General features: G+C 71.9%; 17 protein-coding genes, 1 tRNA gene and 1 pseudogene. 8 read left to right on the forward strand and 11 right to left on the reverse strand.

The features are described from left to right. Nucleotides 1-104: 104 nt before the first annotated feature. A complete protein-coding gene (locus AB0I22_RS02175; protein WP_363128671.1) occupies nt 105-950 on the reverse strand; it encodes a hypothetical protein in 846 nt (281 codons plus the stop codon). Nucleotides 951-1,163: 213 nt separating this feature from the next. On the opposite strand from AB0I22_RS02175, the gene AB0I22_RS02180 reads away from it, so the two are divergent. After that, complete coding sequence (locus AB0I22_RS02180; protein WP_363128672.1) at nt 1,164-1,628, forward strand: ATP-binding protein; 465 nt, start codon at nt 1,164-1,166, stop codon at nt 1,626-1,628. Between the two features lie 90 nt (nt 1,629-1,718). Here the strand turns inward: AB0I22_RS02180 and AB0I22_RS02185 are convergent, their stop codons facing one another. Further along, on the reverse strand, nt 1,719-2,099 hold the full coding sequence (locus AB0I22_RS02185) for a hypothetical protein (protein ID WP_363128673.1): 381 nt from the start codon (nt 2,097-2,099) through the stop codon (nt 1,719-1,721). Nucleotides 2,100-2,506: 407 nt separating this feature from the next. Here AB0I22_RS02185 and AB0I22_RS02190 point away from each other — a divergent pair, with 407 nt between their 5' ends. After that, nucleotides 2,507-3,238 carry a hypothetical protein gene (locus tag AB0I22_RS02190; protein WP_363128674.1) on the forward strand — a complete coding sequence of 244 codons (732 nt, stop codon included), beginning with the start codon at nt 2,507-2,509 and terminating at the stop codon, nt 3,236-3,238. Beyond that, entirely contained in the window at nt 3,235-3,999 is a 765-nt protein-coding gene (locus AB0I22_RS02195) for a GAF and ANTAR domain-containing protein (RefSeq protein WP_363128675.1), read from the forward strand. Before AB0I22_RS02190 ends, AB0I22_RS02195 begins: the two co-directional genes overlap by 4 nt. A gap of 90 nt (nt 4,000-4,089) precedes the next feature. Here AB0I22_RS02195 and AB0I22_RS02200 read toward each other — a convergent pair whose 3' ends face one another. Then, nucleotides 4,090-4,857, reverse strand: a complete 768-nt coding sequence (locus tag AB0I22_RS02200) for a GAF and ANTAR domain-containing protein (protein WP_363128676.1) — start codon at nt 4,855-4,857, stop codon at nt 4,090-4,092. 335 nt (nt 4,858-5,192) lie between these two features. Here AB0I22_RS02200 and AB0I22_RS02205 point away from each other — a divergent pair, with 335 nt between their 5' ends. Further along, on the forward strand, nt 5,193-5,600 hold the full coding sequence (locus AB0I22_RS02205; RefSeq protein ID WP_363128677.1) for an anti-sigma factor antagonist: 408 nt from the start codon (nt 5,193-5,195) through the stop codon (nt 5,598-5,600). Nucleotides 5,601-5,788: 188 nt separating this feature from the next. Here AB0I22_RS02205 and AB0I22_RS02210 read toward each other — a convergent pair whose 3' ends face one another. Next, a complete protein-coding gene (locus AB0I22_RS02210; RefSeq protein WP_363128678.1) occupies nt 5,789-7,246 on the reverse strand; it encodes an aminopeptidase P family protein in 1,458 nt (485 codons plus the stop codon). A gap of 126 nt (nt 7,247-7,372) precedes the next feature. Further along, nucleotides 7,373-9,127, reverse strand: coding sequence for a SpoIIE family protein phosphatase (locus AB0I22_RS02215; protein ID WP_363128679.1), 1,755 nt, complete (start codon nt 9,125-9,127; stop codon nt 7,373-7,375). 521 nt (nt 9,128-9,648) lie between these two features. Between AB0I22_RS02215 and AB0I22_RS02220 the strand changes: the two genes are divergently transcribed. Both AB0I22_RS02220 and AB0I22_RS02225 read left to right on the forward strand, forming a co-directional pair. Beyond that, a complete protein-coding gene (locus AB0I22_RS02220) occupies nt 9,649-10,341 on the forward strand; it encodes a bifunctional DNA primase/polymerase (protein ID WP_363128680.1) in 693 nt (230 codons plus the stop codon). 271 nt (nt 10,342-10,612) lie between these two features. Beyond that, nucleotides 10,613-11,275: a hypothetical protein gene (locus tag AB0I22_RS02225; RefSeq protein ID WP_363128681.1), complete on the forward strand. Its 663-nt coding sequence runs from the start codon at nt 10,613-10,615 to the stop codon at nt 11,273-11,275. A gap of 409 nt (nt 11,276-11,684) precedes the next feature. On the opposite strand, the gene AB0I22_RS02230 is transcribed toward AB0I22_RS02225, so the two are convergent. The 3 genes from AB0I22_RS02230 to AB0I22_RS02240 form a co-directional block, all read right to left on the reverse strand. Beyond that, complete coding sequence (locus AB0I22_RS02230) at nt 11,685-12,653, reverse strand: DUF5926 family protein (protein ID WP_363128682.1); 969 nt, start codon at nt 12,651-12,653, stop codon at nt 11,685-11,687. A gap of 483 nt (nt 12,654-13,136) precedes the next feature. Continuing rightward, entirely contained in the window at nt 13,137-13,751 is a 615-nt protein-coding gene (locus AB0I22_RS02235) for an ATP-binding protein (protein WP_363128683.1), read from the reverse strand. A gap of 140 nt (nt 13,752-13,891) precedes the next feature. Then, complete coding sequence (locus AB0I22_RS02240; RefSeq protein WP_363128684.1) at nt 13,892-14,722, reverse strand: glycerophosphodiester phosphodiesterase; 831 nt, start codon at nt 14,720-14,722, stop codon at nt 13,892-13,894. A 217-nt stretch (nt 14,723-14,939) separates the two neighbouring features. Here AB0I22_RS02240 and AB0I22_RS02245 point away from each other — a divergent pair, with 217 nt between their 5' ends. Continuing rightward, entirely contained in the window at nt 14,940-16,796 is a 1,857-nt protein-coding gene (locus AB0I22_RS02245; protein ID WP_363128685.1) for a trypsin-like peptidase domain-containing protein, read from the forward strand. A gap of 81 nt (nt 16,797-16,877) precedes the next feature. After that, a tRNA-Ser gene (locus AB0I22_RS02250) sits at nt 16,878-16,964 on the forward strand. A gap of 291 nt (nt 16,965-17,255) precedes the next feature. Here AB0I22_RS02250 and AB0I22_RS02255 read toward each other — a convergent pair. The 3 genes and pseudogenes from AB0I22_RS02255 to AB0I22_RS02265 form a co-directional block, all read right to left on the reverse strand. Continuing rightward, nucleotides 17,256-18,653, reverse strand: a complete 1,398-nt coding sequence (locus AB0I22_RS02255; RefSeq protein WP_363128686.1) for a site-specific integrase — start codon at nt 18,651-18,653, stop codon at nt 17,256-17,258. Next, a complete protein-coding gene (locus AB0I22_RS02260) occupies nt 18,647-18,844 on the reverse strand; it encodes a helix-turn-helix domain-containing protein (RefSeq protein ID WP_363128687.1) in 198 nt (65 codons plus the stop codon). Before AB0I22_RS02260 ends, AB0I22_RS02255 begins: the two co-directional genes overlap by 7 nt. Continuing rightward, a pseudogene (locus tag AB0I22_RS02265) lies at nt 18,841-19,053 on the reverse strand (replication initiation protein); the annotation flags it as partial. The gene AB0I22_RS02260 and the pseudogene AB0I22_RS02265, both read right to left, overlap by 4 nt.

The raw sequence follows: 19,053 nt of genomic DNA on the forward strand, positions 1-19,053 counted from the left end.
ACGGTGAACCCTTCACAGGGGACGACGGGGTGGGTGGGGCGCGTGCGCGTACGGCGGCCGCGCGAGCGCCCACCCGGCCGGTCGCCGGGAACGCGTCGCGTGTGTCAGGCCGCCAAGGCGCAGTGCGGCGGCCCCCGCCGGACCACACTGTGGGTGAGGACGGGCTCCCGCGGAGCGGCTTCGTCGTTCTCGTACGAGCGGCGGACGGGCCTGCGTACGGTGGCCGCGGCCGCCTCCTCGTCCGCTCCGGCGCGCAGGGCGGCCCGTACGAGGCGCAGCGCGGCGCGCAGGGCCAGGACGAGCGCGGTGTCCGCGATCAGGTGCGCGGCCTGCGCGGAGAGCCGGACCGCCCGCCACAGCGCGGCCTCGCCGCGGCGCAGCAGCCAGCCCGCGGCGAGCCCGGCGAGGAGGTGGCCGAGGACCATGGGGAGGGTGGGCAGCAGGCTCTGGAGCAGGGCGAGATGCGACAGCCCCGCGGCGTCCGCCGGCATGCCGGCCGCGCCGGTCATGGAGTGGACGGTGGACGGGCTGATGCCGGAGTCCGCCACCAGGCGGTGCGCTTCGGCGGCGGTCAGCCGGCCGGGGTGGTTGCAGATCAGCTGCGCGGCGAACGCGATCAGCCGGCCCTCGGAGCCGTCTGACGCCGGTGTCGGCGCGGCCATGGCGAGCGCGCCCTGCCCGAGCCCGAAGAGGGCGTGCAGGCCGAGTTGTCCGACGGTGAGGACGGCCGCGATGCCGGGCAGCGAGCGCTCCCGCCCGGCGAGCGGCGCGACGACCGCGAAGAGCACCGCGAATCCGGCGGCGAGGGTCCACGCCGGGACGCTCGCGCAGGACGCCATCGCGTGCCCGCCCGCGGACAGCAGGACGCAGACCGCGGTGAACACCGCGGTCCGCAGCAGCCGCAGATCGGCGCCGGCGCGCGCGACGGGGACGGTGGCGGAGGCAGACATGGCTGCGTCATCATCCCACCGCGCTCACCGCCGTCCTACGGCAGGGGGCGGACGCGTCGGGGTCCACCGGCGCACGCGGGCTCGCCGCCATACACTGGCGCGCCAATTTTTCACATCCGCCGAATGAGCGGTCTCACACCACCCGTACGCTTACGGACCCTTGCGGCTGGCTATACGTATCGGTATGTCGAGCCGCAGCCAGGAGGCTGAAGCATGAGCATCTGGTGGTCACTCCATTTGCGGCGCGAAGCTGCGAGCGTTCCGCTCGCCCGGCGGCTTCTGCTCGGCACCATGGAGACGGCCGGGGTCGATCCGGACATCTCCTACGACCTGTCGGTGGCCCTCAGCGAGGCGTGTGCCAACGCGGTCGAGCACGGGGGTGACGATTCCGCCGAGGATTACCGCGTCACCGCCCGCATCGACGGCGACACATGCCGTATCGAGGTCATCGACTCCGGTCCAGGTGTAGCCGACAAGCTCCGGGCCCGCGGTCGCCGCACGTCCACGCGACCGCACCAACCGGCCCCTGACCGTGCTGAACACGGCCGGGGGCTGTTTCTCATCGAGTCCCTCACCGACCATGTCCGGGTCCGGAACCGCTCCGGGCACCCGGGGGTGGTGGTGAGTTTCGACAAGATCCTCAAGTGGCGGGAGGGCGCGCTGCTGAGAGCTTCGTGACCGGGGCGCCGTCCTTGTTGGGCGGCCGGTACAGCGACCGGTACGGCCGGTACAGCGACCGGTACGGGGCGGCGGACCGCCGCGAGCCCGCTACCGGGCCCGGCTGCCGCCCTCGGCCCGGCTCTGCCCCTTGGACTCCTTGGACTCCTCGGACCCCTCGGCCCCTTGGGACTTGTCCTTGCCCTGGGGGCCCGTGTTCCGGTCCGAAGACCCGGCCGGTTCCTTGAGCCGGCCGTCGGCCCGGCGGCCCCAGCGGGCCTGTTCGCGGCGGTAGCGGCGGTCGTAGCGGTCCTGCCGGACGCGGCGTTCGCGGTACTCCCGGTACCCCGGGTCGTCGCGTAGGCGCAGTCCGCTGAGGGTGCCGTACCGGGTGAAGGCGAAGAGCAGCAGGGCCGCCGCCACCCACAGAAGGGGGTAGGCGAAGCCCAGGGCGACGAGCGCCGCGAAGAGCGTGACGACGAAGACGATCATGACGGTTCTCCACGTACTGGGTGGTGTGGAGCGGTAGGGCGCCGGGGGCGCGGAAGGGCCGTCGCGCGAGCGTCCGGGAGTCCGGTGGGCGTTCCTCGCGCCCGTACGCGGCCGGGGTCCGGGGCAGCTGTCCTCACAGTAGCCCTCGGGTCGCCGTGTGGTGAGGGGCTTGACGGCGCGTACGGCATTCCGTGCGGGGGAGCGCGGCGCTCCGCGCGTGAGCGTGCGGCATTCCGTGCGGCAGTGCGCGTTTCATGCGTGAACGTGCGGCATTTCGTGCGGCGGTGTGCGGCGATGGGAGCCGGATTCGTGACAACTGTCGGCCCTCGCGGGGTACGGCTAATGTTGGCCGTGCGGTACCGGCGCGGCGTCCGGAAGCTTTGCGGAACTCGGAGCGGAGCAAGGGCATGATCAGCGACCAGATGGCCCGGGTCCTGAGCGTGTTGCGTGCGGCGGACTTCGACGATCCGACGGAGCTGTTCGCCGAGGCGCTGGGAGCCGACGGCGTGACGGTGACCATGACCGTGGACACCGGAGTCACGCGGCACACCGAGCGGCTGTGGGCCCACGGCGACATCGCGACCGCGTTCACCGACCTCCAGGCCGCCCTCGGCGAGGGGCCCGAACCCGACGCGATGCGCGACGGCAGCGCCGTGCTGGTGCCGGATCTCGACGCCGTCCGCGCGGACCGGTGGCCGCTGCTGCTGCCCGCCGCGAGCGCGCTGCCGGTGGGGGCCGTGTTCAGTTTTCCCCTCGGCGTCGGCGCGATCCAGGTCGGGGCGCTGACGCTGCTGCGCTCCCGGCCGGGCCCGCTGACCGGCGAGCAACTGGACGACTGCCTCGCCCTGGCCTCCGCGCTCACCGCGATCGCGCTCGAAGACGGCCACACCGCCATGTCGGTCGGATCGCTGTCGGCGGAGTCCCCGGGGCAGTGGCATCAGGCCGTGGTGCACCAGGCGACGGGCATGGTCAGCGTGCAGCTGTCGGTGTCCTTGGGGGAGGCGCTGCTCCGGATGCGCGCGATGGCCTTCAGCCGCGACCAGCCGATCGTGGAACTGTCCCGGGACGTGGTGGCACGTCGGCTCCGCTTCAGCGAACCTACGAACGGGCCGCAGGGGTCCGAAGGGAACAGGGGATGACGAGTATGTCCCGCCAACAACAGGTCTCCGAGGTGTTCGTCGAGCTGGCGGACACCCTCGTCGACGAGTTCGACATCATCGACTTCCTCCAGAAACTCTCCGCCCGCTGCGTCGACCTGCTGGACGTCGCGGCGGCCGGGATTCTGCTGGCGGACCCGCACGGCACGCTGCAGACCATCGCCGCGTCCGACGAGCACACCCGGTTGCTGGAGCTGTTCGCCCTCCAGCACGACCAGGGCCCCTGTGTGGAGTGCTACACGCGGGGAGCCGCCCGTATCAACATCGACCTCGCCAGCCCCACGGACACGGCGAACTGGACGCCGTTCGCCGCCCGAGCGCGGGAGACCGGGTTCGCCACCACCCACGCGTTCCCGCTGCGGCTGCGCCAGCGCGTCGTGGGCGCGATGAACCTCTTCCACACCGATCGCGTGCTGCTGGGCGAGGACGACACGGCGCTCGCCCAGGCGCTGGCCGACATCGCCACGATCGGGATCCTCCAGCAGCGCACGCTGGAGCGGTCCCAGACCGAGCGCACCCAGCTCCAGGCCGCGCTGACCAGCCGCATCGTCATCGAGCAGGCGAAGGGCATCCTCGCCGAGCGCTGGGACACCTCGCCCGACCGCGCCTTCACCGCCATCCGCTCCTACGCGCGCGGGCACGGCGAGCAGATCTCCATGCTGGCCGGGCAGATCATCGCCGGCGACACCCCGGACGGCTTGACGGGCCCGCCGCCGGAGCGGTCGCCGGGGTCCGGCACCTGACGGGCCGTCAGCTATAGCCGGACCGACAGGAGGAACGAGCGGGGTACGGAGCCGACGCCGGAGGGGGCTTCGCCGGAGGGGGCGTCCGGGTCAGCCGGTCTCCTGGTCGCGCTCGTCGAGCAGGCCGTCGAGCAGGCTGTCGAGCGCGGCGACGTCGAAGGCGCCGAGGGTGATGTCGCGCGCGAGTTCGCTCATGCGGACGCCGTCCTGGCGGGCACGCTCCCGCAGGGCTCTGAAGGCGACGGCGGTGCCGACCCGCCCGTGCTCGGCGACGATGCCCACCGCCCGTTCGACGTGCGAGCGGCTCGTACGGACGGCGAGGACCTGGTCCGTCAGGAGGTCGGCGGTGGCCGCCCGGCGGTGCGAGAACAGCCCCACGGTGGCGATGTCGGCGAGGGCCTGAGCGGTGCGCAGTTCGCTGTCGGGCAGGTGGCCGGGGACGGTGCGCATCAGATTGAGCGCCCCGATGACGCTGCCGCGCAGGCGCAGCGGGATGGCGTGGATGGACCGGTAGCCGAGGGCGCGCGCCATGGGGACGAACCGGCGCCAGCGCGTTTCGGTGTCCAGGTCGGGCGCGGACTGGATGCGGCCCGTGCGGTAGCAGTCGAGGCAGGGGCCCTGGTCGGACTGGATCTCCCGGATGTCCAGATCGTGGCTCTCCTCGCTGGACGCGCCGATGACGCGCAGGTTGCCGTCCGGGTCGCTGAGCATGACGCCGCTGGAGCGCACGTCCAGCAGGTCCACGCAGTGCAGGGCCAGCGTCGTCAGCAGGTCGACCACGTCGAAGTCGTCGACCAGGGTGTCCGTGAGCTCGACGAACGCCTGTGACAACCGCTCCTCGCGCGATGGGCCGCTCATAGGGCGAGGGTAGGCAGCCGGTCGTACCCCTCGCAACGGCCCGACGGCCCGTGTCGCGGGCCGGGTGCGGGCCCCGGGATCCGCCCGAGTGGGTGCGAGGAAATCCTCCGGCACGCTTAATTTCAAGCAGAATTCCGGTAATTCACTCGACCGAGTGGTTGGTGGAGGGTATGAATCGTTCATGCAACTCGCGGGCGACCACCACGCCGCTACGGTGACCGGGTGTCATCCCAGCCCCGATGACCCGCACATCGTTACTGTCGCTGGTCCCGGTCCCTGAACGCGAGGTTCTCGCATGTGAGGGACAGGGGCGCACTGCTCCAGGGGGTGCCGCCATGGGCGGGGGATTTCACGACGGATTCACGACGGCGCCGGCCGGCGGCCTTGAGTACCGGGCCGGCAGCCACCTTCGGCTGCGCACCCACGCCACGTACGGCTTCACCGTGGCCGAACCGCTAGGGGAGATCGACATCGCGACGGCGGCCGAAGTGCGTCCGCTGCTGGACGCCGTCAGCAGCGGGCCGGCCCCGACGCTCGCCGTCGACCTGCACGCCACCACCTTCTTCGACTGCGCGGGCCTGTCGCTGCTGTCCCGCCTCCACACCCGGGTGACGGAGCGCGGCGGCCGGCTGTATCTGGTCTGCGACCAGCCGCTGACACTGCGGATGCTGCGCATCGTCGGCCTGGACGAGCCGCTGCGCCCGGCGCCCACGCTGGAAGAGGCGCTCGCGCGGATGTCCTGAACGCGATCCCTGTACGGCGGGCGTCCTGAGCGCCCTGCCCCGTACGGCGGATGTCCCGAGCGTTCTGCCGTCCCTACGGCAGTGGGCCCCGCCCCCTTCGCGAGGGGGCGGGGCCCACTGATGTCCGTACGGCCCTGACGGCCCTGACTGCCCGTACGACCCGTACGGCCGTACGGGCGCGGCTCCGGTCAGCCCTTGACGCGGGCCATCCACGCCTCGACGTCAGAGGCCGTGCGCGGCAGCGCGGCGGACAGGTTCCGGTTGCCGTCCTCGGTGACGAGGATGTCGTCCTCGATGCGGACGCCGATGCCGCGGTACTCCTCGGGCACCGACAGGTCGTCGGCCTGGAAGTACAGGCCGGGCTCGACGGTCAGCACCATGCCGGGCTCCAGCGTGCCGTTCACGTACGCCTCGGTGCGGGCGACCGCGCAGTCGTGGACGTCCATGCCGAGCATGTGGCCGGTGCCGTGCAGGGTCCAGCGGCGCTGGAGGCCGAGCTCCAGGACGCGCTCGACCGGGCCCTCGACGAGGCCCCACTCCACGAGCTTCTCGGCGAGCACGCGCTGCGAGGCGTCGTGGAAGTCGCGGAACTTCGCGCCGGGCCGGACCGCCGCTATGCCCGCCTCCTGGGCCTCGTACACGGCGTCGTAGATCTTGCGCTGGAGGTCGTTGTACGTGCCGTTGATCGGCAGCGTGCGGGTGACGTCGGCGGTGTAGAGGGTGTGGGTCTCCACGCCGGCGTCCAGGAGCAGCAGCTCGCCGGAGCGGACCGGGCCGTCGTTGCGCACCCAGTGCAGGGTGGTGGCGTGCGGGCCGGCGGCGCAGATGGAGCCGTAGCCGATGTCGTTGCCGTCGACGCGGGCGCGCAGGAAGAACGTTCCCTCGATGTACCGCTCCGAGGTGGCCTCCGCCTTGTCGAGCACCTTCACGACGTCCTCGAAGCCGCGCGCGGTGGCGTCCACGGCCTTCTGGAGCTCGCCGACCTCGAAGGCGTCCTTGACGAGGCGCTGCTCGCTGATGAAGACGCGCAGCTCCTCGTCGCGCTCGGCGGTGACCTTGTCCCGCAGAGCCTCCTCGACGCCCGCGTCGTGGCCGCGCACGGCGCGGGCGGGGCCGGCGGCGGCGCGCAGCAGGCCGGGGAGGTCGCGGACGTCCTCGGCGGGGATGCCCAGCAGCTGCTCGGCCTCGGCGAGGCTGTGCCGGCGGCCGACCCACAGCTCGCCCTGGCCGTCGAGCCAGAACTCGCCGTTGGCGCGGTCGGAGCGCGGCAGCAGGTAGAGGGTGGCGTCGTGGCCGCCGTCCGCCGCGGGCTCCAGCACGAGGGCGCCGTCCTGCGTCTGGTCGCCGGTGAGGTACGCGTACTCGGTGGACGCGCGGAAGGCGTACTCCGTGTCGTTCGAGCGGGTGCGCAGGTTGCCGGCCGGGATCACCAGCCGTTCGCCGGGGAAGCGCGCGGAGAGCGCGGCGCGGCGGCGGGCGGTGTCGGGGGCCTGGGCGATCGGCGCGAGATCGCGCAGCTCGGTGTCTGCCCAGTCCGACTTCATGTTCTCTGCGAGTTCGTCCGACACGGCTGGGTACAGACCGTTCTTCCGCTGCTTGATGGGCTCCTCGGCCGCCGGGGTCTCCGGGGTGGGCTCCTCGGTCACGACATCCTCCTCGATCTGGACCGCCTTCCATCGTATGTGCGGGTGGCGGGCGGCCGAGGGGGGTGTGACCTACCCGTTAGGCGCCCCGCGGCACGGGCGCCGGGCCACGGCGGGGCGGGCGGCGGCTCAGTCGAAGCGGGCCGCGAGAAGTATCACGTCCTCGTCGCTGTCGGCCTCGTCGAGACCGTCCGGCAGGACCGTGCGCAGCACGTGGTCCACGACCGCCTCGGGGTCGCCGCGCAGCGCGGTGGGGACGCTCGCGGCGGCGGCGTGCAGCCGGGCGAACGCGCGGTCCAGCGAGTCGCCGGTGCGGTGCAGCAGCCCGTCGCTGTAGAGCAGGAGCGTTTCGCCGGAACCGGGCTCCAGCTCGACGCTTGGCGCCTCCCAGCACGAGAGCATGCCCAGCGGCGCGGAGAGGGACGTCTCCACGTACTCGGCGCGGTCGTCGCCGATGATCAGCGGCGGGCAGTGGCCGGCCCCGGCCAGCACGATCTTGTGCGCGGGGGTGCCGTCCGGCCGGGGGACGAGGGCCGGCTCGCAGTACGCGAAGAGGGCGGTGGCGGAGCGGGCGGGTTCGGTGAGGCGGAGCAGGAGTTCGAGGTCGGAGAGGACCGCGACGGGGTCCTCGCCCTCCATCACGGCGTACGCGCGCAGGGACGCCCGCAGCCGGCCCATCGCGGCGACGGCGCTGGGGCCGGAGCCGGTGACGCCGCCGACGGCGAGGCCGAGCGCGCCCTCGGGCAGCGGCAGCGCGTCGTACCAGTCGCCGCCGCCGTGCGGCCCGGTGCGGTGCCGGACGGCGAGCCGGACCCCGGTGACGCGCGGCAGCCGGCTGGGCAGCAGCTCTTCGCGGAGGGTGGCCACCGTGGCGCGGGCGCGGTCGAGTTCGAGGTGGCGGGCGAGGTGTTCGGCGGCGTACGCGCAGTAGAGGCCGATGAGGTGGCGCTGGCGCCCGGTGGGCTCGGCCGGTTCGTCGTAGAGCCAGACGGCGGCGCCGAGCCGGCCGGTGGCGTCGGTGGCCAGCGGCACGGCGTAGCTGGCGGCGTAGCCGAGGCGGGCGGCGACCTCGCGGTGGCGGGGGTCGCTGCCCGGTTCGCCGGCGATGTCGGGGTGGGCGATGCCGGGCCGTACGGACGGCTGGGCGCCGGGGTCCGGGCAGGGGCCGGCGGGCGGTTCCGCTCCGGACTCCGTTCCGGGCTCCGTTCCGGGCTCCGGTTCGCCCGTGGCGCCGGGTTCGGGCAGGCCGTCGAGGAGCCGTCCGTAGGCGAGGGAAGCGCGGGGGATGGTCTCTATGTGGCCGAGGTCGGCGCGGCCGAGGCCGAGGCCGACGGTGGTGACGGGGCCGAGGCCGTCGGCGGGCTGGAGGGTGATCAGGCCGCGCCGGGCGCCGACGAGGGCGGATCCGCCGCGCAGCAGTTCGTGCAGGGCGGCGTCGAGGGTGGCCGCCCGGGCGATCCGCTCGGTGAGTTCGTGGAGGGTGGTGAGGTCGGAGACCCAGCCCGCGAGGCGGTCCTGGAGCACCGCGCCGGGAGCGGTGGGCGGCGGGGCGTCGGCGGGGGCGTCCGGGGCGCCGGAGACGTCCGGGGCGGCGGGGCCGTCAGCGTCGTCGGGCGCTGGAGTGTGCGCCGGAGCGGGGAGCGAGGGATTGATTCCGGCCACTTTCGGCAACTGTGGTGCGGTCATGGCCGACTGCCTGGCTCGGTCCGCGCGTCGTCGCAGGTGAGTATGGGCTCGAAGGCGGTGTCCGGCGTACTGGCGAGCACCTTTGCCCGGCCGTCCGGCCTCTGTGTTTTGTTCAATAGCATCGCAAACCCCCATGTCATGTTGCGCCGCTATCAATGTCTCCACATGTACACGCCCGAGTAAGGGGATGTCCAGCATTGGACTATTGGGATTGATGGTGTCTGTGGGGATTCGAAGTTGGCCGGAAAATGACCATGAGAGTGTCCGGTAGAGGTCGACTGACGTCATTCGACAACGCGTCATATCCACCGAGGTGGGTACGTACTCGGAGAAGGGCAGGGGCAGTTGAGATCGCCCCGGAACCCGGCGCGCGGCCATTGCGTCTTACTCGGCGACGGCCGTGCCCCATCCCCGAGTGGCGGCGGGGTTCCCCTGGCGAAGTCATGGGAGCACTGGGCAAAGCGCGAAGCGCCATCAACGCGCCACCCCTCGCCACGTTCCACGCTCGGCCTGCGGCGTGATGCGCTGCCTAGTACGCGCTGTGACTTGTGATCCACGTGGTGTGAGGGGCTCCGTAGTGCCACGGAGCGCACCGGACCGCCGCGAAGTGCCATGCGAAGTGCCCTGTAGTGCGATGGACATGTAGTGCGATGGACACGTCCCCTGCCTCCGGCGGGCGGACCCCGGCCCTCGGCGTTCACGGAAAGGAACGAGCGCTCATGCGCGATTTCCTCGGAAGGCGACGCAAGCTCTCCCCTCGGCGTCGCAGCGGGCGGTCGACGCTGCTCGCCGCAGCTCTGACCTGCGCCACCGAATGGAAGTGGCCCGTGCTCCCGGGCGTGGGGCTACGGCCCGGCCACGGCCAGGAACCGGAGTGCGGCTGCCCGCACCCCGACTGCGTGGTGCCCGGCGCCCACCCCTTCGACCCGGGTCTGCTGGCGGCCACCACGGACGCCCGCATGATCCGCTGGTGGTGGACCAACCGGCCGGACGCGCCGGTCGTGCTCGCCACGGGCGGCGCCGCGCCCTGCGCGGTGAGCCTGCCCGCGGTGGCGGGCGCGCGGGCGCTGGCCGCCTTCGACCGGCAGGGCGTGCGGCTCGGTCCCGTGGTCGCCACGCCCACCCGGTGGTCGCTGCTGGTGGCCCCGTACTCCCTCGAAGTGCTCGGCGAGTTGCTGCACAGCCAGGACTGGGTGCCGGGGTCGCTGCGGTTCCACGGCGACGGCGGCTATGTGGCGCTGCCGCCGTCGCGCACGGGAGCGGGCCGAGTCCGATGGGAGCGGGCCCCTCGGCCGGCGGCGGCCGGCGCGGGGGCCGGGACGCCGTGGCTGCCGGACGTCGCCACCGTGGTGGACGTTCTGGTGGAGGAGAGCGCGGGGACGCCGGGCGGCGGGAGCCGGTTGGCGTATTGAGCGCCCACGAGCGCCGGGAGGCCCGCGGCGGACGAGCGCGGCCGGGAGGCCGGCGAGCGGGCCGGAAGCGCGTTGCGGCGCAGCGCGGCGGATCGAGGCAGAGGGGCGCGTACGGGCGGGAGCCGCACGCGCCCTCACTCGTACGGGTGTAAGCGGGCCCGAGTTGTACGGGAAATGGGCCTGCTGGCACCGGGAAGCCACCACTCCGGCGGTTATGTTCGGCGTACCGATCAACCGATCAAGCTTCCCCGGCGAATCGCAGGTGGGTTCCATGGAACGAGCGCCCCAGCCCCGCGCCGCAAACCTTCGGGTGGTCGCGCTCGCGAGCGCGGTGGCGCTGGCCATCGTGCTGCCGCTCGCCGTCGCCGTGGCGGGGCCCGCGGGCCGCCTGGACGCGGCGGTCGCCGAACGGACCGGGGAGAGCGCCCGCGAGAGCACGGGGCGCGGCGACGCCGACGGTCCTGCGGGCGACGCGGACTCCCGGCACGGCGCGGAGACCGTGGGCGAGCGGCCCGCCGCCGACGGCGCGCGCGGGGTGCTGTCGGGGCTCGGACTCGCCGAGCGGCCGGGAGAGGCCCGCGATACCGCGCGCTGCGGCCCCGAACTCTCCGCACCCGGACGCGTCGAGGCGCAGACATGCGTCCTGGCGCAGGGCCGCGACACCTGGTCCCGGCTCTACTACCGCAACCTCACAGGCGGGCCGCTGAAGGCCGTACTGACCCTGATGCAGCCGGACGGGCGGACGCTGCAGGCGCACTGCGCGGTGGCCGGCGCAGGCCGCGGGTCCTGCCAGACGCCGCGCGAGCGGACGGTGCGGGGATACGGGGGCCGCGGCACGCACGACGGCTACACGGCCGTTTCGGAGATCGCCTCGGCGGACGGGAGGCTGCTGCTCCGCTCCGGCAGCAACTCTCCGGAACGCGCGGAGGATTAGCGGCGGGCGCGGAGCATTGGCCGCCGGTGCGCGGAGCGGATTCGCCGCGGGCGCGTGGCGGATTGAGCGCGGTGCGCGCGGAGGGATTGACCGGGGCGCACCGGGCGGATTGGCCGTGGTGCGTGCGGAGGGATTGGCCGCGATGCGCGGGGCGGATTGGCCGCGGGGCCGACGCCGGCCGGCCGGACGGGGCCGAAGCAGGAAGCCCGGGATTCAATTATTCCGGGGCATGGAAACGCCCGGTCGCTGGCGACGGGGGATGCACCAGCGACCGGGCTCCTAGAACGGTAACAAGAGATCGGCGGTTCGCAAATTCCATCGCGGAAATCCGGTCGCTTAATTTCCTGGTTTCCAGGCCAGGAGCGGGAGTTGTGACGGGAGTCACGTCGATGGGCCGCCGAGGCCGGGGTCAGCTCAGGGTCACCTGACGGTTGGTGAGGCCGCCGCGCGCCCGCCGCTCCTCCGGGGTCAGCGGGGCGTCCGTCGCGAGCGCCTCGGTCAGCCGCTCCGCGAAGGCGGCGGCGGGCTTCTCGACGTCCGCGGCGCGCATCGCGACCGGCAGGTCCCACACCGGCACGGTCAGACCGTGCGCGCGGAACGAGCCGACCAGCCGGGTCCCCTCGCCGAGCGACGACGCGCCCGCGGCGTGCAGCCGGGCCAGGGCGTCCAGCAACTGCTCCTCGGGGTGCGTCATGACCCAGCGCAGGTGGTTCTTCTCCGGCGTCTCGCACCAGTACGCGGCCTCGACGCCCGCCAGCCGGGCGGTGGGGATCGCGGCCTCGTTGGCGCGCTCCAGGGACGCGGCGACCTCGCCCGTCGCGTTCTCCGCGTCCTCGATCCAGAACTCGAACCCCTCGTGGACGACCGGCGTGAAGGGCTGCGCGGGGTCGAGCAGGTCCTGGAGGCGCGGCCCGTCGGCGGGCACCCGCTCGGCGGCGACCGGATTGCCCGGCTCGGCGGCCAGCGCGCGCCGGAGCGTGTCGGCCAGGTCGCGGCTGATGTCGCCGGAGGCGGTGTCGTTCTGGAGCCCGAGCAGCACGGCCCCGTTGTCGCGGCGCAGCGCGGGCCAGGCCATCGGCAACACGGTCGCGAGCGTCACCGAGGGCACGCCCTCGGGAAGCCCGCCCTTGAGGTGCAGCTCGACGGTGGCGGCGGGCACCAGCTCGCGCAGCGCCACCCAGTCCCCCTCGCCCGGCAGCCCCTCGAAGGGGCGCTGCACCAGCTCGGTGACGGCCTGGGCGGCCTGGCGGCCGTGGCAGGCCTTGTAGCGGCGGCCGGAGCCGCAGGGGCAGGGCTCGCGGGCGCCGACGGCCGCGATCTGCGCGTCGGCGGCCTGCGGCCGGGCGGCCTTCGTCTGGGGGCGGCGCTTCTTGGCCATGGCGTGCGTGTCTCCCGATCGGTCCGGCTCGTACGGGCGCGAGCCTAGCGGTCGGGGGAGCGGGGGCGGTTGGGCGCACGGTCCGCCGCGTATGGGCGCATGGCGCGCCTGGGCGGGGCGTACGCGCCGGGGGCGGGCTTGCCCGGGCATGGGCGTACGCGCCGGGGGGCGGGCTCGCCTGGGCGTGGGTGTGCCGGGCGTACCCGTCCCCCGGGCGCGGGCCTGCGCCTGCCGGGGCACTGTCTCCTGGGCGCATACGGGTACGAATACGGATACGCATAGGCATACGGACCGGGTGCGCACACATGGCGGCCTGGGCATACGGCCGACGCTCTGGCCCGCACTTCGGCCTTCAGGTACGGGCCTGTGCGCGCCCCGGCCCGTACGCGCAGGCGGGGCGCACGGTCCGACCGCCCCGCCTGGCCGCCCCCGCCTGGCTGCGCTGCCCTGATCCGCTCTGATCCGCCCCGGCCCGCCCTGGGGCTACCGCAGCTCGTCGATGTCGGCGAAAGCCGCCGGCATGGCGGCGATCGAGGGCACCGGGGCGGTCCGGGACGGTGCGACGGGGCCGAGAGCGACGCGCGTAGCGAAGCTCTCACGTGCGGAAAGAGCGGCCCATACGGTCACTTCGCCGGAGGCGTCCCGGACGCCCCACTCCTGGGACAGCGCCCGGATGATGTTGAGGCCGCGCCCCCCGCGCGCCGTGACGGACGGAGTGGCCGGAAGTGGTCGGGTCGGACCGCCGCCGTCGGTGACTTCCACGGTCAGCCGGCCCCGCTCGTCCACGTGCCAGGCCGCGAGTATGGTGCCGTCGCCGTCGGGGCCCCTGCCGTCCCCATTGCCGCTGCTGATGTGGCCGTTGTGGCCGTTGCTGCTGCCGTTGCGCCTGTCTTCGGCGCTCAGCGGGCGGCCGTGCCGGCACGCGTTGCTGAGCAGTTCAGAAAGGATCAGTACAGCGTCGTCGATGACCGAATCCGCCACCCCGCTCATGCGCAGATCCTCACGCATGCGGTGCCTCGCTACCCCCACGGCCGACGGACCATGGGGTACGGCCATGACCGACGACGTGGGCACCTCCTGTGCCACCACCAACGCCACCCCCGAGACCTCCTTCGCCCCACGCCAGGGGATGAATGCCCCAATGGACTGGACCGGAAACCGGCCAACTGCGATCCGGGGAGGCACTCATAAGGAACGAATGCGCAACGAACGCGCCGGTGCACACCCTGTAATGGTTCCTATAGGCGATCGAGTTGTGACAGCACCTGCTTGGGGCGATTTGTGATCACGGCATCCACGCCGAGGTCCGCGCACAATTCGACGTCGGCCGGATCGTTCACCGTCCATACGTGCACGCGGTGTCCGGCGCGGTGCAGCCGGCGCACGTAATCGGGGTGGTTGCGCACGATACGAATGCTCGGCCCGGCGATCCGTACGCCCGCGGGGAGCCGCCCGTCGCGGTGGCGCGGGGAAATGAACTGCATCAGATAGACGGTGGGGATGGCGGGCGCGGCGGCCCGTACCCGGTGCAGGGAGCGCGCGGAGAAACTCATGACGCGGACCGGGGAGGGCGGGTCGCCTTCTTTCAGCGGCCCGGTGAGGCCGAAGCGGCCGAGGAGGTCGAGGAGCTTCTCCTCGACCTGGCCCGCCCAGCGGGTGGGGTGCTTGGTCTCGATGGCGAGCTCGATGCGGCGGTCGGCGTCGGCGACGAGTTCGAGCAGTCGCTCCAGGGTGAGCACGGAGGTGCTGTCCCGGTCAGGGGCCTCGTGGTCGGCGGCCTGGCCCTTCCAGGAGCCGAAGTCGAGGGCGGCGAGGTCGGACAGTTCCAGGGCGGAGACGGCGCCGCGGCCGTTGGAGGTGCGGTTGACGCGGCGGTCGTGGACGCAGACGAGGTGGCCGTCGGCGGTGAGCCGGACATCGCACTCCAAGGCGTCCGCGCCGTCCTCGATCGCTCTTCGGTAGGCGGCGAGCGTGTGCTCGGGGGCTTCCTCGGAGGCTCCGCGGTGGGCTACTACGGAGAGGGGCTGTCGCTCGGGGCCGATGTCCCTGGCCGGGCGTGCGTAGGTCACCGAGTTATGGTGCCATCGCGAGGCGTAGTCGCGCATGCGGACCCTTTTGTCCGGCTGGTCCGGGGTGGGTAGACATAAAGGAAGACGAAGGACGTCCGCGAAAGGCACAGTCTCCGTTTACGGCGGTCTGACGCCTGATGGGAAAGGCTGTAGACGGACGCTCGAACGCGTGGGCCGAGGCCATGATGACCACTGACGTGCACCTGAGGAGAGAGCTGTGAGCACCGAGAACGAGGGCGCTGCCGCTACGCCTGCGGCGACGCCGCGTACGGCACCTCCGGCGCCGGACACCGCGTCGGCGCACACCGCTCCCGAGACCCCGGCCGCGCCGCCGGCTCCCGTAGCGCCGCCTGCCCCGCCCGCGCCGCCGACACCGGCGGCGCCGGACCTGGCGAAGGCGACGGAACCGGCGGCTTCGGCGGACGCGCGGGATGACGCGCGGGATGCGGCTCCGGCGGATCGTACGGAGCAACTGGCTCAGGTGCCGCCGGATCGTACGGAGCAGCTGGCCCAGGTGCAGACCGGGCACCAGGCCCAAACACAGCCGCAGCCTCAGCCGCAGGCACTGGCCCAGCCGCAGACACCGGCCCAGCCGCAGCCTCAGGCTCCGGTAGGGCCTCCGGCGGAGGCTCCGGTCGGATATCCCGCGGAGGCTCCGCTCGGTTATCGGGCGGAGGCTCAGGCCGGGCCTCCGTACGACGCCCCTGCCGGGCAGTACCAGCAGCCTGTACCGCCGTCGGCCATGGCGGAGTACGGGCATCCGGGGGCGGGCGCTCCTGGCGCTCCCGGTGGCGGTGCGGGCGGCGCGGGCGGTGCCGGTGTTCCTGGTGGGGCAGGCGGCTGGTGGGCGCAGAGCGGTGCCGGTGGTGCGGGCGGTCCGGGTGAGCCCGGGGCGCCATGGGGCGGCGGGCCCGTGCCGCCGCCCCGACGTCGGCGCGGCGGTCTCGTGGCCGCCGTGCTGGCGGCGGCCCTGATCGCGGGCGGCGTCGGCGGCGGGGTCGGTTTCTGGGCGGCGAACGACAGGGACAGCTCCGGTTCCACGACGGTGGCGTCGAGCGGGGACGCCAAGACGGACAGTCGGGCGCCCGGTTCCGTGGCCGGCATCGCGAACAAGGCCCTGCCGAGCGTCGTGACGATAGAGGCCCAGGGCCAGGGCGGCGACGGCAGCACGGGCACGGGCTTCGTCTACGACAAGCAGGGCCACATCCTCACGAACAACCACGTGGTCGCCACGGCCGCCGAGGGCGGCAAGCTCTCGGTGACGTTCTCCAACGGCAAGAAGTACGACGCGACGGTCGTCGGTCGGGCCAAGGGTTATGACGTCGCCGTCATCAAGCTGAAGAACCCCTCCGACGCCAAGCTCACCCCGCTGCCGCTCGGCGACTCGGAGAAGGCCGCGGTCGGCGACGCGACGGTAGCCATCGGCGCGCCCTTCGGCCTCTCGGGCACGGTCACCACCGGCATCGTGAGCGCCAAGAACCGCCCGGTCTCCTCCAGCGAGGGCGGCGGCGCGGGCGGCGGCAACGCCTCCGCCTCGTACATGAGCGCCCTCCAGACGGACGCCTCGATCAACCCCGGCAACTCCGGCGGCCCGCTGCTCAACAGCCAGGGCGCGGTGATCGGCATCAACTCCGCCATACAGCCCGCGGGCGGCGGCGGTGGCGGCGGCTTCGGCGGCGGCGAGCAGCAGTCCGGCAGCATCGGCCTCGGCTTCGCGATCCCGATCAACCAGGCGAAGACCGTGGCGGACCAGCTGATCAAGACCGGCAAGCCGGTCTACCCGGTCATCGAGGCCACGGTGAACATGAAGAACACCGGCAACGGCGCGACGATCGCCGCCAACGGACTCAGCGGCGACCCCGCCATCACCCCCGGCGGCCCGGCCGACAAGGCCGGCCTCAAGCCCGGCGACACCATCACGAAGATGGACGACACGATCATCGACAGCGGTCCCACCCTCATCAGCGAGATCTGGACCCACCACCCCGGCGACAAGGTCGCCCTCACCTACACCCGCGACGGCAAGCAGTCGACGGCCCAAGTCACCCTCGGCGAACGCTCGGGCGACAGCTGACGGCCCCTCGGCCCCCGGCGCACCTACCGGAATCCCCGAACCGCTAGGCTGTAACCGCTCCGCAGCAGGTAGGCGGGGCGGGGAGGCTTGCCCGAGCGGCCTAAGGGAACGGTCTTGAAAACCGTCGTGGCAGCGATGTCACCGAGGGTTCAAATCCCTCAGCCTCCGCCGAGGTCAGCGTAAGCACTGGTCAGAAGGGGTGCCCCGGTCTAAGGGGTGCCCCTTTCGCATGGGCCCTGTCTCACCCTGATCCGCCCCTGTCACGCCGTTGACCAGTGTTTGTGGACCAGGCGTGGACCAGGATTTGACCGAGTGGACCCGAGAAAGCGCAGGTCACGTCGGCACCCCGGCCACTTGGATGGACCGACCCTCTCAGCAACGAGAAGGACGCCGCCCCACCATTGAAGGGGGACGACGTCCTTGATCGTTCACCGCAGTGCTGCGGCGGCTGTGGGTGGATCAGTCCTCTTCTGCTTCTGCCAACGCCCGCTCGATTTGCTGGTTGGAGTGGTGCTGGCCACGGTGAATCGCCTTGGCGTAGAAGCGGTAGAGGACAGCAACGCTGTGGCCCGCGCGGCGCGCGACTTCTGCGGGGGAGACTCCGGAGTCAAGCCAGAGCGACACACCGGCATGCCGTGCCGAGTAGGGCACCTCAGCCAGGGGCGAGGCAACTTCCGCGTCGGTGAGCACGGCGAGCCGAGCAGCTTGCCAGATTTCCCCGTACTCCTTGGACAGCAGGTGGCCACCCTGCACAGCACGGAACAGACGACCGTCTTCGGCAGTGCCGAACTCCTTAATGTGGTCACGGACCATGCGCACCAGGACGGGCGGGATGGGGACAGAGCGAGTCGCCTTCCTCGCACGCTTCTTCAAGCCCCGTGTGTCGAACGATTCACCGGTGTCCGTCCACCCCGAGCCCACACGGGGTGTGCTGGTACTCAGCAGAATTTCGCCCCAGCCTTCCTCAGGAAGAACGAAGTCCGTATCACGCAGATTCGCGGCCTCAGAAGGGCGATTGGCCGCGTAGTAGAGGCATCCGAAGAACGTCTGAAGATGCCGGCCGCGTACCCCCTGGGCTCCGACAGCATGGATCAACTGCTTCGCAAGCTTCGGGCCGGGAACGAAACGGAAGTCGATCTCAACATCGGTTGCCGGGGGTGCCCAGTCCACTTTCGAGAGGGGAAGCGTGGTCAGCAGTTCTCGTTCCACCGCGTACCGCAGGCAGTTACTGAACACGGGGAGTTTCCGTTTCACCGTGTTTTCGGCAGCAGCCTTGCCATCCGTGCGCAGTGTGAGAGCGTCGAGTGCCGATCGCACCACGGAGGGGGTGTTGAGGTCCGTGATATTCACTGACTTGCGAGCGATCCAGTCAAGCGCCGCTGTGATCTCCGCTGGTGGTTCCACGACCTCTATACGGGGCCTCAGTGCTCCCTTGTCGTCGAGGACGAAGCGAAAGGCCCAGGAGTAGAGCGCAGCGCGTAGAACCTTCATCTCCGGGCCGCCACGGGTGTCTTTCACCAGTCGAGGCGTCACGGTGGCCAACGCATCGGCTATTCCTGCACGATGCTTGGCCGAAGCGGTCGGCCACTTCATGGCCGCGTATTCACGTGCATGGGCATACCAGGTGGTGACCTTCTGGGCCAGGACTTCCGAGGCAGGGAGGCCAGTCTCCGTATCGAACTGTTCCCGCTTGCGGAGGGCAGTCAGCAGCTCCGTCCGTCGCCCGTCAGCCTGTGCCTTGATCTTGTAGCTCTTGGAGAAGGGGTAAGGGCCCACACGCCAGCGGAGTTGGTACGGAGTCTTGGGGCGGCTGGCCCGCTTGCGGATGCTCCAGATCTGCACGTCGTAGGTCAGCATGAGGTCACCTCGCACTCCGTCCACCAGGCGTCAAGGTCGGTGCGACGGATGCGCAGTTGACCGTTGGGAAGCTTCATGTGCTTGGGAGCCTTGCCCGTGGCCCGCATTCGATAGAAGGCCGCACGTGACATTCGAATTTCTATGAGTGCTTCGTCCAGCGTCAATGTGGTTGGCCTGCTCTGGTAGGTCACAGCCAGGGTTCTCCTTCGCTCTTGCGACGCTGGATCTCGTCGCGCTTGTGGGTCAGTTCGTGGCGTACCTGTTCGGCTAGGAGTTCTTCGCCGGGGCGGTAGCCGGAGGTGAGGTAGGACCAGGAGGATTCGGTGACGAGGGTGGTTTCCTCGTTGGCTTCCGGTGTCTCGTCGGTGGGGTGTGCTTGTGCGGTGCGCCAGGCGCGGCG

It is taken from the genome of Streptomyces sp. NPDC050610, from assembly GCF_040654875.1.
GTDB lineage: Bacteria > Actinomycetota > Actinomycetes > Streptomycetales > Streptomycetaceae > Streptomyces.

Coding starts and splice junctions, on each gene's coding strand:
- AB0I22_RS02175 (WP_363128671.1), bottom strand. CDS start 950: ATGTCTGCCTCCGCCACCGTCCCCGTCGCGCGCGCCGGCGCCGATCTG.
- AB0I22_RS02180 (WP_363128672.1), top strand. CDS start 1,164: ATGAGCATCTGGTGGTCACTCCATTTGCGGCGCGAAGCTGCGAGCGTT.
- AB0I22_RS02185 (WP_363128673.1), bottom strand. CDS start 2,099: ATGATCGTCTTCGTCGTCACGCTCTTCGCGGCGCTCGTCGCCCTGGGC.
- AB0I22_RS02190 (WP_363128674.1), top strand. CDS start 2,507: ATGATCAGCGACCAGATGGCCCGGGTCCTGAGCGTGTTGCGTGCGGCG.
- AB0I22_RS02195 (WP_363128675.1), top strand. CDS start 3,235: ATGACGAGTATGTCCCGCCAACAACAGGTCTCCGAGGTGTTCGTCGAG.
- AB0I22_RS02200 (WP_363128676.1), bottom strand. CDS start 4,857: ATGAGCGGCCCATCGCGCGAGGAGCGGTTGTCACAGGCGTTCGTCGAG.
- AB0I22_RS02205 (WP_363128677.1), top strand. CDS start 5,193: ATGGGCGGGGGATTTCACGACGGATTCACGACGGCGCCGGCCGGCGGC.
- AB0I22_RS02215 (WP_363128679.1), bottom strand. CDS start 9,127: ATGCTGGACATCCCCTTACTCGGGCGTGTACATGTGGAGACATTGATA.
- AB0I22_RS02220 (WP_363128680.1), top strand. CDS start 9,649: ATGCGCGATTTCCTCGGAAGGCGACGCAAGCTCTCCCCTCGGCGTCGC.
- AB0I22_RS02225 (WP_363128681.1), top strand. CDS start 10,613: ATGGAACGAGCGCCCCAGCCCCGCGCCGCAAACCTTCGGGTGGTCGCG.
- AB0I22_RS02230 (WP_363128682.1), bottom strand. CDS start 12,653: ATGGCCAAGAAGCGCCGCCCCCAGACGAAGGCCGCCCGGCCGCAGGCC.
- AB0I22_RS02255 (WP_363128686.1), bottom strand. CDS start 18,653: ATGCTGACCTACGACGTGCAGATCTGGAGCATCCGCAAGCGGGCCAGC.